At 35.1% G+C, this 15,213-nt stretch carries 10 protein-coding genes and 1 pseudogene; 8 read left to right on the top strand and 3 right to left on the bottom strand.

Annotated elements, in window-relative coordinates; all coding sequences use genetic code 11:
* The first annotated feature begins 221 nt into the window (after positions 1-221).
* On the top strand, positions 222-575 hold the full coding sequence (locus CD003_RS15980) for a PadR family transcriptional regulator (protein WP_096202061.1): 354 nt from the start codon (positions 222-224) through the stop codon (positions 573-575).
* The gene (locus CD003_RS15975; RefSeq protein ID WP_096202060.1) at positions 559-1,371 is read left to right on the top strand and encodes a permease prefix domain 1-containing protein; all 813 of its coding nucleotides are present in this window, start codon (positions 559-561) and stop codon (positions 1,369-1,371) included. The genes CD003_RS15980 and CD003_RS15975 overlap by 17 nt, the downstream gene beginning before the upstream one ends.
* Positions 1,372-1,540: 169 nt before the next feature.
* Here the strand turns inward: CD003_RS15975 and CD003_RS15970 are convergent, their stop codons facing one another.
* Positions 1,541-4,114: an AAA family ATPase gene (locus tag CD003_RS15970; protein ID WP_096202059.1), complete on the bottom strand. Its 2,574-nt coding sequence runs from the start codon at positions 4,112-4,114 to the stop codon at positions 1,541-1,543.
* Positions 4,115-4,329: 215 nt separating this feature from the next.
* Between CD003_RS15970 and CD003_RS15965 the strand changes: the two genes are divergently transcribed.
* The 6 genes and pseudogenes from CD003_RS15965 (at position 4,330) to CD003_RS15940 (ending at position 12,893) form a co-directional block, all read left to right on the top strand.
* Positions 4,330-4,803: a hypothetical protein gene (locus CD003_RS15965; protein WP_096202057.1), complete on the top strand. Its 474-nt coding sequence runs from the start codon at positions 4,330-4,332 to the stop codon at positions 4,801-4,803.
* A 290-nt stretch (positions 4,804-5,093) separates the two neighbouring features.
* Complete coding sequence (locus CD003_RS15960; RefSeq protein ID WP_257008336.1) at positions 5,094-5,900, top strand: TnsA endonuclease N-terminal domain-containing protein; 807 nt, start codon at positions 5,094-5,096, stop codon at positions 5,898-5,900.
* A 15-nt stretch (positions 5,901-5,915) separates the two neighbouring features.
* Entirely contained in the window at positions 5,916-8,087 is a 2,172-nt protein-coding gene (locus tag CD003_RS15955) for a Mu transposase C-terminal domain-containing protein (protein ID WP_096202055.1), read from the top strand.
* Positions 8,065-9,774 (top strand): ATP-binding protein, encoded by a 1,710-nt coding sequence (locus CD003_RS15950; protein WP_096202054.1) that lies wholly within the window; start codon positions 8,065-8,067, stop codon positions 9,772-9,774. The genes CD003_RS15955 and CD003_RS15950 overlap by 23 nt, the downstream gene beginning before the upstream one ends.
* Positions 9,743-11,626, top strand: a complete 1,884-nt coding sequence (locus tag CD003_RS15945) for a TnsD family Tn7-like transposition protein (protein ID WP_179295573.1) — start codon at positions 9,743-9,745, stop codon at positions 11,624-11,626. The genes CD003_RS15950 and CD003_RS15945 overlap by 32 nt, the downstream gene beginning before the upstream one ends.
* A gap of 336 nt (positions 11,627-11,962) precedes the next feature.
* Positions 11,963-12,893: pseudogene (locus CD003_RS15940) on the top strand (IS110 family transposase).
* Between the two features lie 816 nt (positions 12,894-13,709).
* Here the strand turns inward: CD003_RS15940 and CD003_RS15930 are convergent.
* Both CD003_RS15930 and CD003_RS15925 read right to left on the bottom strand, forming a co-directional pair.
* Complete coding sequence (locus CD003_RS15930; protein WP_096202051.1) at positions 13,710-14,087, bottom strand: hotdog domain-containing protein; 378 nt, start codon at positions 14,085-14,087, stop codon at positions 13,710-13,712.
* 24 nt (positions 14,088-14,111) lie between these two features.
* A complete protein-coding gene (locus CD003_RS15925; RefSeq protein WP_096202050.1) occupies positions 14,112-15,095 on the bottom strand; it encodes an MBL fold metallo-hydrolase in 984 nt (327 codons plus the stop codon).
* Positions 15,096-15,213 lie beyond the last annotated feature (118 nt).

Below are 15,213 nucleotides of genomic sequence, written 5' to 3'. Positions count from 1 at the left end.
TAAGTGAATAAGTGAAATAATAAAACAACGTTCAGAGAGTTTTTTTATCTCTGGACGTTGTTTTTTTGTATAGGATTTATAATAAATTGCTTTTACTTTTTTCCACAACAAGGGAAAAGTTTATGCTAATGAGTAGTTTTTTTGATTCTTCTTCGAATATTTACTTAAACAAGTTAATACCTTGTAACATAGAGTATTAATTTTTTGAATGGAGGACAACTGTGGAGGTTAATAAGGAAGTTTTAAAAGGTCATATTGATACCTTAATTCTTTCAATCTTAGTAAATGAAGATATGTATGGATACGAATTAGCGAAGTTGGTTCGAGAAAGAAGCAAGGGAAAATTCGAGTTGAAAGAAGGTACGCTCTACCTATCTTTAAAAAGGCTTGAGAAAAATAAATGGATTTCTTCTTATTGGGGAGATGAGCAAGGTCAAGGTGGAAGAAGAAAATATTATGAAGTAACCAAACTAGGTCATGAGGGTTTTAAGAATAAACAGTTGGAGTGGTTATTTGTTAAAGAAATTATTGACTCTTTTTTGGTGGTAGGAGGAAAAAATGAAAAAAATAGATGAATATGTTGATTATGTTTATCACAATGTTGATGGAAATGAGGAAGAAATCCAAGAATTAAAGATGGAGATGAAAACTCATTTACAGGAGCTAGTTCTTGAATTGAAATTCGAGGGAGTAGAAGAAGAAAAAGCAATAATTATGGCAATTGAACGGTTTGGTGATGAAAATGAGATACGCTCAATTGTAGGTCAATTATCGAAAAAACATAAAGTATTTGCCAAATGGCTACTTTATGTTGCATTAATTTTTCTCACAATTGCTCCAATTATTTTTGCTACCTTACAATCAAAAGAAGCTCAAAGTTTAACCGATAAGTCATTTGCTTCTACAAAAATACATTCTATCTTAGACAAAAATGATATTGTATCAGATGATATAAAAAAAGAAATAGCGTCAGTCGTACATGGTACAAATTATATTTCAGATATTCTTATTTATGATGTAAGTAATATAACCAATGAGGAGTTATTTGATTACGTTGGTAATAAAGAGGCTGATTACCAATATGGCATTGAAGACAATAGACAGATGTTTGTTGAGTTACTCCCCTCTGGTAGTGGTAAGAATAATTGGTATGTGATAACTAAAAGAAATAGTTATCATACTTTAAGTGTTCTAAGTTTGTTTTTATCAGGGTTCCTTTATTGGAGTTTATTTTCTATATGGGCAATGATAAATGCCTATCATGAAAGAAGATTAAATTTAAAGTGGAGTTTTGTGTTTGTCTTATTTAATGTTGTTGGTTATTTAGTATTCCGTCATGTTTCAAATAAAGAAAGTTGGGAAGGTATATAATTTTTTTGTTCAGCTCTAACGGGTGCTACAAATTTCTGATGAAAAGTTTAAGATTGTGAAGTTGTACACTTAAACTATCCAAGAGTTGAACAAGAGGAATTGTAAATCAGAGAGAAAAAAAGTACAAAAGGACCAGAATTGGTCCTTTTTAATTTGGTGAAATATCAATTTATTTTCTAAACAATTTGGTGAACTGCTCCAACACATTAAGATCCTCAAGCATTTCCTCATTATTTGGTAGTATTCGACCGATGGCATGAGACTCATCATGTACATAAGTGGATGTTTTTGTCATACCCTCTGTTACGAGTTGGACAATCTCATCCGAAAATTTAATTTTACTAAGTTTTTGTGTTTGAACACTTGGATTAAACCGTTCAACAACACCGTTTAACAACAATTCTTCTACGGCACGTTCCCACGATTCCCTTAGAAGCATATACCATGTTTTAACTTGCGGGACATACATATCAGGATCTAACTGGCTTTGTAACTTTTTTAGTTTTGGCAATTCATTTTTTAAGTATTTGATTCTTTTACTGGTTGAAAGGGTTATCCATGGCATTTCCGTTTTTGCAATCCCTGCTCTATTACCATTTCTCCTTATAGAACAATAGGATGCGTTTACGTTTTGTAAATTAACATGTTTTTGCAAGGTGTGTAGAAACACGATGTCGTGTGTAAAAATAATGACTTGACGTTTTTTAGCTTCCTGTACCAATCGATGAGCTACATACTCTCTCCTGCTATGGTCTAAAGAGGAAACGGGGTCATCAAGAATGATTCCTCCATTTGATGGTATAGAAGAAATTTCCACAAGGAAGAATGCTATTGATAATGCTTTTTGTTCACCTTCACTTAGGATTTCGTTAATGTTTATTTTCGAACTGGAATCCAAAGCGAGTTTTATAGTGGTTTTACCTTTTACTCCTCTGCTATTTAGCTTGAATAGAATGTGTTCCCTTCTTAGCTGCTTTAGTTCTTTTTCGATTTCGTCCTTAAACTTGTCAGTCAGCAATGAACTGGATAATTCGTTATATTTTTTTGTCAATTTTGTTGTATCCAGCGATTTTATTGCTTTATCAATCTTATCAACTTCTTGGCGAACTTTTGCTAAACGATATACATCATCTATTCTTTTAAAGATTTTTTCTTTTGAAACTAACTCGTTCTGTTCCAACAGTAATTCTGCTGAGTTGTCTTGTTGGGCTATTGTTTTTAAATGTTTCAACTCACTATTTTTTATCTCTAACCAATGTTCCATTTCTTTTAGAGGCGGAAGTTCTATTTCTGGAATGTCATCCAAGGACAGGTGTACATCTGTCTCGGCATTTTGTAATAATGTACTAATTTTTATTGCTGATTGGATAAACAATTCCGCTTTCATATCCAATTCAGGTGAATCATGATAAAAGAAAGTACGAACAGAGGATTCTGCCACTTTTGTGAATGGTAAAGATTTTATTTTAGCTATTAAACCTTGTCTTTGAGAGTGTAACTGAGCTGTCTCTTGACTGATGCTGTCAGTCATAAATTCCTCAAAACGTGTTAATCGAATTCGAGATTCTTCCTTTAAGTCTTGTTGGCATAATAAGCATTTTGCTTCATTCTCGACGTATGGAAATGACTGCCCAGGATAAGCAATTTCATGATATTGTTTGGCGGTGTGCCATAGTTTTTTCCAAGGATCACTACCAACACCAGCTAAAGGTTGTTCTACAAATGCTTCACGAGTTAAAACTTCCAGCGTTGCTTTCGAACCAAGGTATCGTTGATGTGCCGAGACAAATTCTTTGACTTTTTCAAAAGATAATTCGTTAAGAATTTGTTGGAGGTTGTTTTTTAAGTTTGTAATATCATTTATGTTCCTTTGCAGTTCCTGCATCAATTTAACAGGATTTGAATCTATAAGGACCTTTAAATCTTTTGTCATCTGTTTAAGCCGCTCCAGATCTTTTTCTGTGAAATTACAATTCTGCTGAATGTCCTTTTCTTTCGTTTTGTAAGAAATAGATTCAACAAATGATTTGACCTTAGAAAGACTGGTTAACTCATGGAATGAAGGCAGTGTTTCTAAAAGTTCATCTTTTAACTGTAATAATCTTTGTTTTATTCCAGTTTGATGCTGAGCAAGATCATCGAAGATTTTAAATTCAGTTGGAATAAATACAACCTCGTTTTCGGATTCTGCATAAACTCTCGCACAATCAGTGTCGAAAATACTGATGGATGTTAACTGTTGTTCAGGTGCGGTATTTACCACTCTATTAATAATGGTTTCTGTGCCATTTTGCTGTACATAAATGTCGGCAGTGCTTATTGAACCGCTTGATTTATAGATATTCGGGTGAATCTTTGTTTTGTCATCCACAGCTCGGCAAGACTGCTTTAACACCTTAGCATAACTAGATTTGCCAGCGGAATTTTCACCGTAAACAACCGTTAATCCATTTGGTGAAAATTCAAGCCCATACTCTGGTTCAATGGCGGCAATATTATTGAAGTTTTTTAATGCAATAATCTTAATGGCATCTTTCGGACTTTTATTAGGGATTTTATTTTTCTCTAAAGGACTAATGGTTAAAATCCTCTCAGAAAAACCATTCTCATGAAGGATATTATTTATTACTTCATCTGTGTCTTTGCTTTCGAGCGTAGATTTTTGATATAGCCTTCTGATTAAGTCATTTTGCCATTTAGGAAGACCTAGCGACCATTCCCAAATATGATCATTAAATTCCATATATTTCCCCCCTATGACAATAACTTAACCCATTCAACAAAAGAGAACAACTTATTTTGAGAATTGTAGAAAATGTTATTAGTATTAACTTTAGTTGCAATATAAGAATGCTGTTGCATACGAGATTCTTTTTATAAAAAATAGAAAAGACGAGTATTTATTCTGAATAATCGGATATTACTTTAAAAAAGAGAGAAATAAGGGAGAGAAATAATATGTATGTCGATAATGTTCGTAATACGATTAATGGACTAGATCAGGCGGAATATGAAGAGTATTTAAAAAAGCTGCGATCGGTTTTAATGAGAAAGTACAGTAAAAATGTAAAACCATCTGAACTAAAGCAACGTGTAGATGAATTTGTTGTTGGGAAAGATCCTAAAATTGATTATTTTGAATCGTATTTAATAACCTTTGATGAACTTTCTACAAACGGGGCTATTAATGCACTACATAATAATAAAATAAAAATGCCAAAAACATGGAGACAATTACTTTTGAAAGTTACTGAGGATCGAACGTTTTCACCAGAAGTTGTCAGGCATTTAGAAGACGAACAAATATTAATTGAAATAAAGGCGTTATTTTATAATTCGATCGAATACTGTAAAGATGAAAATAGAGATGAGTTTCATCGGAATTTATATCATTTTAATGGCTTTTTAAAAATTGCATCCGACAAAAAATGATCTGTTATTAAAGTAACAGGTCATTTTTTTGCAATTTTGTTGTTTATAAACGACATTTTTTGCTCATAATGATAGAAAAATGTAATTTGTAAATTACTGGAAAACAAATTTATTTCAAATAATTAAAAAGCGACTAGGTAAAAAATTAATCAAAAATATATTATTTTAAATAATTTTTTCTAAAAATATTCTTTTGGTAAAAATCTGCACTAGCAAATTTTACAGCATGTAAGGTGAGCACTTCCTGTCTATGATAGGAACATGGAAATCTCAGCAAAGGGGTGACAATCATGAAAAGGAAAACAGAATTAACGGAAAAGAAAATCCTTGAAATGGAAAAAGAAGGTCGGGGTCAAGGAACAGGGGAGGATTATAAACCTTGGATTAATATTCAAGATTTCCCATCAAGCGGACTTGCTACAAGAGGAAAAGGGTGGAAAACAAACCGAATCCATCAATTCTTATCCAAATTGGAAAAGGATTACTTCTATGTGCTGGAATGGAACAACTCTGTTGTGGATGTACGAGAGCAGTTTCCGCTAAGCCGTGAAGACACTTGGTTCATTGCCAATGAAAAAGGAATTAAGCATCCGAACGATCCGAAATCCCAAGTTCCTATTGTGATGACAACTGATTTTTTTATTACAATAAAAGACTCAGCAGCTACTAATCATGTCGCTCGAACGGTAAAACCATCAAAAGAACTGGAAAATGAGCGGACTATTGAAAAGTTTGAGATTGAACGTTCTTATTGGGAAGATCGTGGGATTGATTGGGGAATTATTACGGAAAAAGAATTGCCAAGAAACATGATTGATAATGTTGAATGGCTCCATCACTCCTATTTTGAAATAGAAGAATTGTTGGGTTCAGCCCTTCAAACGTATATCCATCAAATGAAATCTTTTATAAAAAAGTATAAAACCTCGATTATTGAAATGGTGACAGAGTTTGATCAAACATTTCAATTAGAAAACGGAATGGGCTTAGAAATTCTAAAGCATTTAATTGCTCGTCAAGAACTCCAAGTAATAGATATTAATCAAAAGATTCACACTCATCTTTGGATAGAAGATGTGTTTAAAAATTTAGAATAAGGAAGTAGGAAATTAATGTTTATTATAAATGACATTATCAGTATTGAAGAAGCGAACGGCGAAAAACACTTGGAACGTATCGTTTGGATTGATGAAGGTAACATAATTTGTTACACCATCAACATTGTAATAGAAAAAGCATTACCGATCAAACGGAAAATCTCCGATCTGGAACAACTACACGCTGAGGAGTTAATATCGATTGTTGATAAAGAACCTTATGGCTTTGTCTATCAATCCGAAGAACAACTCTCTGAGCATAATAAACTGTTGAGAGATGAACGCTGGAAATGTATTGAAAATTTAGTTCTACAAGAACCAGCAATTTATGAGAGTGAAAAAAGAGGTCCACTTATAAAAGCGACGATGGAAAGGACAGGAAAGACCAAGCGTTTACTGTATAAATATTTGACTCAATTTTGGCAAAGAGGAAAAACGAAGAATGCTTTGCTACCCGACTATAAAAATTCTGGAGGAAAGGGAAAGGATAAAGAGTTTACTGTCAAGACGGGACGACCAAGGAAGTTCGGGTCAATAATTGGTAAAGGCATTGTCATAAATGATGAAATCAAAAGGATTTTTGAGGTAAGTGTTAAGAGATTTTATCATAACGTAAGGAAGAATCCTCTGGCAACGACTTATGACTTGATGCTGAAGACCTTTTTTGTTGCAGATTATCGTTATGAAAATGGTGTGAAAAAACCAATTCTCCTCGATCAGGATAATCTCCCGACATTAAGGCAGTTCCGATTTTGGTATGAAAAGACTTATAAATCCGAAGAAAAACTTCGAAAAAGAAAAGGTAATCGGAAATATGAATTAGAGGATCGGGCAGTGTTAGGAACATCTGTTGGTGAACTCTATGGTCCAGGGACAAAATATCAAATTGATGCAACAATTGCAGATGTTTATATTGTTAGTTCTTTTAATCGAAACTGGATCATTGGTCGTCCTGTCATTTATGTAGTAATCGATGTTTTTAGCCGTATGGTCGTTGGATTGTATGTAGGGCTGGAAGGACCCTCATGGTATGGTGCAATGATGGCTCTTTCCAACACAGCTAGTGATAAAGTTTCCTATTGCAAGCAATACGGTATTGATATAACAAAAGAAGAGTGGAATTGTCATTACCTTCCTCAAACACTATTAGCAGACCGAGGAGAATTAGAGGGTTACAATGTTGAGCGGCTTATTTCTGCTTTTAATATGAAAGTAGAAAATACTCCTCCATATCGAGCGGATTGGAAAGGAATTGTTGAGCAACATTTTAAAACCATTCATACCAAAGTCAAACCATTTATTCCTGGCTTTGTAGATGTGGATGTTAAGGTGCGAGGTGATCGGGATTATCGATTAGATGCAACCTTAACATTAGAGGAATTTACGAGTGTCATCATCCATTGTGTACTCCACCATAATAATCATCATTGGCTGAAGAACTACAATCAAGATGAAATGATAATTCAAGATGAGGTTTCACTTATTCCCCGCGAATTATGGAATTGGGGTATTAAGAATCGTTCGGGTAAACTTCGCTCCTATTCTGAAGATATTGTGAAACTCCATCTTCTACCAACGGCAAATGCTAGAGTAACCTATAAAGGAATCGAGTTTAAGAAAATGCGTTTCAGTAGCGAAACCGCTTTAAAAGAAAATTGGTTTGGGGAAGCAAGACAAAAGAGCTGGAAAATCCCTATTTGCTATGATCCGCGGAACATGTCACACATTTATTTGCCTAGCGAAGACGGTAGGGGTTACGAAGTTGCAACCTTACTAGTTCATCATAAGAAATACAGTGGTAAAACAATCGAAGAAGTAGAGTATTACTTTGCTTACGAATTGTTAAAACAACAAGAATTTGCCCATGAAGAAATCCAACAGAAATCAGATTTAACAAGCGACATCGAACACATTGTCCAAAAGGCGAAGAAATCTTTGGGTGCGGAAAAAGTAGAAATGAGCAACAACCAAAAGGTAAAAGGCATTCGCGGAAATCGCTCGATGGAAAAAGAAGCAAAACGGAAAGAGGAAGCCTTTCTTTTGGCAGATACCAATCAGTTCACTCAACAGAATGTATCAGAAGGAAAAGTCGAAGAAACACTTCCAAAACAAGGTACTTCTAGGATGGAGTTATTACGTCGAAACCAAAAGGAGAAGTTGAAGCATGCAAGAACTAGCAGCGAGTGACACACCTATTTTGCATGGTGAAGTAATAGTTAATGCTATTTACAGCGACCAGATTGTTCAAGATTATGAATCAAATCCATTGATTGAAGCACTTCCTCCAATTTTTACAGAGGACGATGTGATTGAGCAAATTTCAGTGTTTCCTCGATTTGATGAAAAAGAACGAACCTTAAATGCTAGTTATCGGTTTCATTGTGTACAGAGATTATTTCAATACTTCCAGCCATTTGAAAACCATCTGGATCTTGAACAACGAATTTCTAGAGCAATTCGTCAAGGATACCTCCACAGAAGTCCGATAAGAAAGGAAGAAGTCATGAGGGTCCATGAAAGTTATCAAGCGATAAAAGAAGGAAGATTTTTAAAGGATTATCAAACAGAAGCAAAACGGACAGCAGCTGGATTTACGATTATCGGTCTTTCTGGTATTGGAAAATCGACCGCAATCGAAAGAGTGCTGTCATTTTATCCTCAACTCATCAAGCATCATGAGTACCAAGGAAAACCCTTTATTTATACTCAGATAAGTTGGATGAAACTAGATTGCCCATTTGATGGTTCACTGAAAGGGTTATGTATGAGTTTTTTCTCAGAGCTTGATCGATTATTAGGGTCCAACTATTTAAACAAATTTGGAGCACAAAAAAACACAACGGACTTGATGTTACAACGAATGGCTCATTTATCTAGTCTTCACGGAATTGGTTTACTCATTATCGATGAAGTCCAGCACCTTAGCCTTAGTAAAAGTGGGGGTTCGGATAAAATGCTGAACTTTTTCGTCACATTAGTTAACACAATAGGGATTCCCGTTTTGATGGTCGGAACCAATAAAGCCATTTCGATTTTGCAAAGCGAATTTCGGCAAGCAAGACGCGGAAGTGGGCAAGGAGATATGGTTTGGTCTCAGATGCCACAAGATGACTCGTGGGATTTATTCGTGGAAGGTATGTGGGAGTATCAGTGGACAACCAATTATACCTCCCTTTCAAGTGAATTTAGTGAGTTACTTTATGATGAAAGCCAAGGGATTATCGACATTGCCGTCAAACTCTTCATGCTCTCACAGGTAAGAGCGATTGCAACAGGGGAAGAAAGGATAACCAAACAAATCATCAAACAAGTGGCAAGAGATAGCTTGAGGTTGGTTCGACCAATGTTAGAAGCATTAAGGTCAGGAATCCCAAGTGAAATTGCCAAATATGAGGATATTCGTCCCATTGATATGGATGAAGAAATTGAAAAATATAAAGCCTCCATTGATTTGCATGAAAAGGTTCGTATTCAAAAGAAGATACAAGATCAAAAACGTCAAAAAAAGGAGCAATCTCTTTTAGAAGAGGTTACCTTACAACTTTTGTCCATGGATTTTGACCCAAATGAAGTACAAACCGCCATTAGAAATGTCTTTGAAAAATTTGGTGAAGACATTGAAAAGTCAATGGTGATAAAAGAAGTGGTAAAACTTCTTATTGAAAAGGATGAAAGGAAAGTAGTGAGCAAGAACAAGAAAAAGAAAACCATGTCTAGTGATGTAAATTATTTAGGTCGTTTGATGCAAGAAGCAAGGCAGAAGAAAAAATCAGTACACGAGTGGTTTCTCGAAAAAAATATTGTTAAACAACCATTAGATGAATTCTGGGAGGATGAAGAACATGCTGCATTGGTTTCCCACTCCGTATCCTGATGAATTGTTATACAGTGTATTGGCAAGGTATCATGTAAGGTCTGGAAATACGAGTCCCAAAATGACAACAGAAGAATTGTTTGAAAAACGGACTGTTCGGTCCGTTTGGGACTTACCAGCCAATATAAATGCTTTACTAAGACAAACGGGTTCATATTGGGATGCAGAACAATTGATTAATGATCATACGATGTACCCCTATTATGCAGCTTTTTTGCTTCCTAAGCAGGCGGAACAAGTAAAGCAGTCCATGTTGGATAATAAGGGTAGTACAATACACACCCGTATTGGTCTTTCAGCAAGCAATGTCAAATTAAAAACACACCTATGGGTGTGCCGTGATTGCATCAAAGAGGATATGGACACTTATGGTGAAACGTATTGGCGTAGGGTTCATCAAGCTCCTAGCGTTTTTATGTGTCCTAAACACGAAAGGGCATTGGAAGAAACAAATGCTTCAATAAAAGCACAAAATCAACATGAATATATCATCGCGACTCCATCTGTTGAAGGAACAAAGAATAATCTTGATGGACTAAAGAAAGAAGAGGTGCATTTGCTCATAAAAGTTGCCAAAGCAACCGAATCTCTCCTAAATAATATCCATCTCCAAAAGACTGATAATACGCTTCGGGAAAAATACCTGACCCTTTTAAAACAAAAGGGATATGCAAGTATCAACGGGTCTTTAAAAAGGGACAGGTTATACCAGATTTTTGGAGCAACATTCTCCGAACGCAGTTTAGAATTATTGCAGTCACAAGTATTTTTTGAAGAATCCGATTGGTTAACGATGATCTTTCAAAAACACCGCAAGTCCTTTCATCCGATTCGCCATCTTTTAGTAATGTTGTTTTTGGATACTGATTTAAATCATTTATTTGGTGAAAAGGAGTATCTTCCATTTGGAAAGGGACCTTGGTTATGTCTTAATGTTGCTTGTCCCAATCATCATAAGCCAGTCATAACAAATCTAACTTTAACCACTTGTTATGATACAAGGAAACCAGTTGGAACATTCAGTTGTGATTGTGGTTTTGTTTTTTCGAGGAGAGGACCTGACCAAAACAGAGAAAACAAGTATCGTATCGGTACGATAAAAGAATATGGTCATGTTTGGAAAGAAAGACTGACTGAATTGGTTAACGAAGAGAATTACCTTACAGAAATAGCAAGAGAATTGCAGGCAGATCGTGCGACAGTCAAAAAATACGCTGCTGAGCTGGAATTAAAAGTACCATGGAAGTTGCCGAAAGTTAAAAGGATAAACGTAAACGATGCTTTGGAAGATTATGAAGCACAATTAAATGAAAGAAAAAACACATGGCTGAAACTTCAGGAGGAATACCCTGAAAAGTCAAAAACGGAACTGAGGAAGATGGCTCCTGAAGTATATGCCTATTTGTATCGGAACAATCGCGAATGGCTTAATGAATACTCTCCTGTAAAGAAGAGAACAACAACTCCCAATCAACGTGTCGATTGGGACAAACGAGATAAAGAAATATTGGAAAAAGTGAAGAAAGTTATCCGAAATTGGGATATTGATGCTGAAAAGCCAACGAAGATTACGGTAACTTCTATCGGTAAAAAAATAAACGAATTATCGTTATTACAGAAGAAAGCGGATAAGCTCCCTAAAACATTGGAGTATATAAGTAAAGTATCAGAAGATACGGTTGCATTCCAAAAGAGAAGGGTTGAATTCAGAATCAAGAAATTAAAAGAAGAGGGAAATCCAATCATTGAATGGCAGATTTACAGAAAAGCAGGACTTCGACCGACCGTTTCAAACGAAGTTAAAAGGTTAATTTCAGTAAGAGTTTCAGAGTATGAGACGGTTAAAAGATAACAATTCAATTCACATTAAAAATGAGCTTAGAGTTCTCCTCCAGGCTCATTTTATTTCATATTGATATCTAACTAACGCTCCCGTTCGTAATATAAGGTTAGCCAGATATTTCTGGTTGACCTTTTTCTATATGGTCTTATTATAACGGTAGTCGGGGTAGAACGCAGCTTCCGTGGGATTCGATCCCGTCAGCTAAACTGTTCCCCCCCTACTTGTATAAACATGTTTCAGGCTGGTTGGGACAAAAAGATCCCGTTTAACTAGCGAACCTATGATATTACAAGAAGCGTTAGGAGTTCCCGACTAATTTGTATTTTCTAAGGAGGAGATTTATATATGAATCCAGTCGTTGGTCTGGATGTAGCTAAAGGAGAAAGTCAAGTACAGGCATTTTTAGATAAGGGGAAACCTTATCGTAAGAGCTTTAGCGTTGTTCATGATCTTGATGGTTTAGGCACATTATTAATCTTTCTACAAGAAGTAGAAAAAATGGCTAAAGGACAACAACCTACGGTTATTTTAGAGTCAACTGGTCACTATCATTCTCCCGTAATTCAATTTTTAGAGGAGAAAAAATACGTCTATATCATTGTAAACCCTCTAATTTCCCATAGAGCGCAAAGTTCACGTTTACGAAAAGTAAAAACTGATGCAATAGATGCTTATCACCTTTGTGAGCTCTTTTATAAAGAAGAATTAGAGCCTTATAAAAAAAGGGGCATACAACTCTTAAACCTTCGTAACCTAACAAGACAACAAGAGAGTATTACAGAAGTAGCTGCTCAGACTAAGGTTCAATTGCAAACTCTGTTGGATCAAATAATTCCAGAGTATAGAGGTGTCTTTGGTGATTTATACTCTAGAGTTTCGCTATTAACTTTATCTGCATTTCCTACGTCCGAGTCCGTATTAGGTGTTAGCGAAAGAGAGTGAACAGAAAAGATAGCTTCATTATGTACCAGACGGTCTGATAAATGGGCTGGAGAAAAGGCAGAAAAGCTAATAGAAGCAGCCAAACGCAATCCGTTTCAAAAGAATATGTATGATAGTCATGTTTTCAATCTCAATGTATTAATAGATATTGTTCTTCAATATCAAGAGCACCTATCTAAGATTGCCATCGTATAACTTCTATAATGTATGCTATACGAAGTTATTACGAAAAGGAAAGCAATATAGAGTAGCCGTTATTGCCTGTGTACATAAACTCTTACATTGGATTTATGCCGTACTAAGAAACAAGACTACTTTCCATGATATAGCGTAAAAACTCTATCTAACAAAATACAACAAAACCTTCCAAAAGGAGTGTCATGGAAGGTTATTTGGCGTGTTCATTTTTAGTATATCATGCTTGTTTTAAATTTTTTATTGAAAAATGTTGACAAACTATTAGCTGGTTTAGCTTAAGTGTATATCTTCACAATCTTCTATATATTATAACATAATTATCCAATATCCTTTTAAAATCAAAGGCATATTTTATTCTCAGTACCCGACTTTGTTGTAAAGTAGAAAAAAAGTCGGTACCCGACTTTCTTTTTTACAATATGAAATTTCAAACGTAAGAATGCGGGTTTTAGTCTTTAGCAGTACCCGACTTTGTTGTAACTGAACAGTTTTTTTTGTTGTAAGTTATAATTAATTTTGTCACAGATAATAATATGAGTCTGTCATTAGATTATTAATCCTATTGTGGTGAAAGTATCGCCACAATAGGATTTTATTGTTTAAAAGAGTCTTTAAATGTGTGCCTTCTTTGTTTTTATGTATTTTTACCTTTAGACATAAATAATAAAAGCTGCGTGATGAGAGCCAAAATAGGCAATTCCAATAAAAGTCCAATAATTAATACTAATGCTATCAAAGGTTGGCCTGGGAAACTTTCTCTTAATTGTTGCTTATTCCTCAAGAGCCATTTTATAAGGAAAGCCAAGAACAAAGGTATGAATAAAATAATGAAAATACTTTCTACTAGAAAGCCTAGTTCTATAACTCCAGTTGTTCCACCAAAAATTAAGAGGTAAATAGGCAGTAGTATGACTTGTAAAAGGAAATTCAAAGGCAAGATAGCATCATAGGTTTAAAGTATTACACCTGAAAAATTACCTTTAAGCACTTCCTTTTCATTCTGATTTCTACATAGAAATGTTGCCATTATAGATGTTCTATTTCTTTCAATCTTTTCGTACCTTTCAATTGTAACTTCGCACATGATGGTATCACCCGTAAACACAGGTCTTACAAACTCAAAATTCATATTACGAGCCAATACGTTATAATCCCCACCTACTTTTGTTGGTAGAGTGGATGTTAATAATCCTTGAACTACAAGCCTTCCCTGTTCATCTGGAGTGATATGATGATTTCCTTCATCACCTGAAACCTCTGTAAATAATTCAACATCCCTTATTGTAAAAGTCCGTTCAAACGTAATGATATCGCCAACCTTTAATGACATATAAACCTCTCCTTTTTCTATTTGTTACGTGAAAGAGTCTTGAGTTCTCCAATTATTTGGCTTAATATTTTTATTTATCCAATTCTTTTTTGGTGCTTTGTATGGAGCGGTTGCGGTTAAAAGATTGTTGTGCCAGCTAGCTGCTCCGGAACGAATCATTTCATCGATTAGAACTTTAATAAATTCTTCAGGTTGAAGCTGAAAAGAGTAGCGTGCATAATCTTGGAACCACCCACAACTTAATAGGTAATTATCTATTTCTTCTTTTGCCATTCCGTCTTTCAACATTAATGTGAATGAAAAGATCCTCTTACAGCCATGCCATGAAACTTTTTCTGGCATTCCGAGCCACTTTTCAAACCGTTTCCTTCCTGCATCAATGGCAGCAAGAGGATTTTCGATTTGAGATCCATGTCCTGAATATGCCCGCTTGATCTGAAGCTTGGACACCCGCTCTAAACTTTCTAACGATCGTTGGATAGCAGAAACACCTTCTCGAAAGATATTTAACCAACCGATATCATCTTTGTGAAAGAGATCCCCACAAATTAATATCTTTTCTTCAGGTTCGTATAAAGCTAGATGCCCTAGTGTATGTCCTGGTGTGTGCAAGACTTTTAACGTTCTACTTCCTGTGTTAATCTCAACGTTATCTGAGAGCTTTTTATTGACCAGGTAAGGTTCCACAGGCTGATCTAGCCAATCTGCACTACAAGCTTCCGAATCGCAAGAATTAATTAATTCGGCTTCCCATTTATGAGCAGCAATTGGAATGTCATAATTTTTTTGAAAATGAAAATTTCCACCTACGTGATCGCTATGGTAGTGCGTGTTTACAATAAGGTGCAATTCCTCTGGTGATACACCTGCGTCTCTAATTAATTGCTCTGTCTCTTTCGTATCACTCCCAAAACCAGTATCAATTAGAATAGGTAGGCGATCCTTAATAAGAACTATGTTTGCACTTGGGAATGTTCTTTCAAAGAAAATAATATTGGAGTTTTTCATAAGCTATTCCTCCTTCAATTCAATGACAGTATAATGATGACTGAGCAGTTACTCAATAATATTTTATATTATTTTCTGAACAATTAGAATAATATTGTTGTTTGTCGTTGGAGTTTAT

It is taken from the genome of Bacillus sp. FJAT-45350 (assembly GCF_002335805.1).
In the GTDB taxonomy this organism is placed as follows: domain Bacteria; phylum Bacillota; class Bacilli; order Bacillales; family NISU01; genus FJAT-45350.
This window is presented reverse-complemented; position numbering and strand designations above follow the sequence as displayed.

Bases quoted from the DNA above. Each gene is read 5' to 3' on its own strand.
- CD003_RS15950 (WP_096202054.1), top strand. From the start codon at position 8,065: ATGCAAGAACTAGCAGCGAGTGACACACCTATTTTGCATGGTGAAGTA.
- CD003_RS15960 (WP_257008336.1), top strand. From the start codon at position 5,094: ATGAAAAGGAAAACAGAATTAACGGAAAAGAAAATCCTTGAAATGGAA.
- CD003_RS15970 (WP_096202059.1), bottom strand. From the start codon at position 4,114: ATGGAATTTAATGATCATATTTGGGAATGGTCGCTAGGTCTTCCTAAA.
- CD003_RS15955 (WP_096202055.1), top strand. From the start codon at position 5,916: ATGTTTATTATAAATGACATTATCAGTATTGAAGAAGCGAACGGCGAA.
- CD003_RS15945 (WP_179295573.1), top strand. From the start codon at position 9,743: ATGCTGCATTGGTTTCCCACTCCGTATCCTGATGAATTGTTATACAGT.
- CD003_RS15925 (WP_096202050.1), bottom strand. From the start codon at position 15,095: ATGAAAAACTCCAATATTATTTTCTTTGAAAGAACATTCCCAAGTGCA.
- CD003_RS15965 (WP_096202057.1), top strand. From the start codon at position 4,330: ATGTATGTCGATAATGTTCGTAATACGATTAATGGACTAGATCAGGCG.
- CD003_RS15975 (WP_096202060.1), top strand. From the start codon at position 559: ATGAAAAAAATAGATGAATATGTTGATTATGTTTATCACAATGTTGAT.
- CD003_RS15930 (WP_096202051.1), bottom strand. From the start codon at position 14,087: ATGTCATTAAAGGTTGGCGATATCATTACGTTTGAACGGACTTTTACA.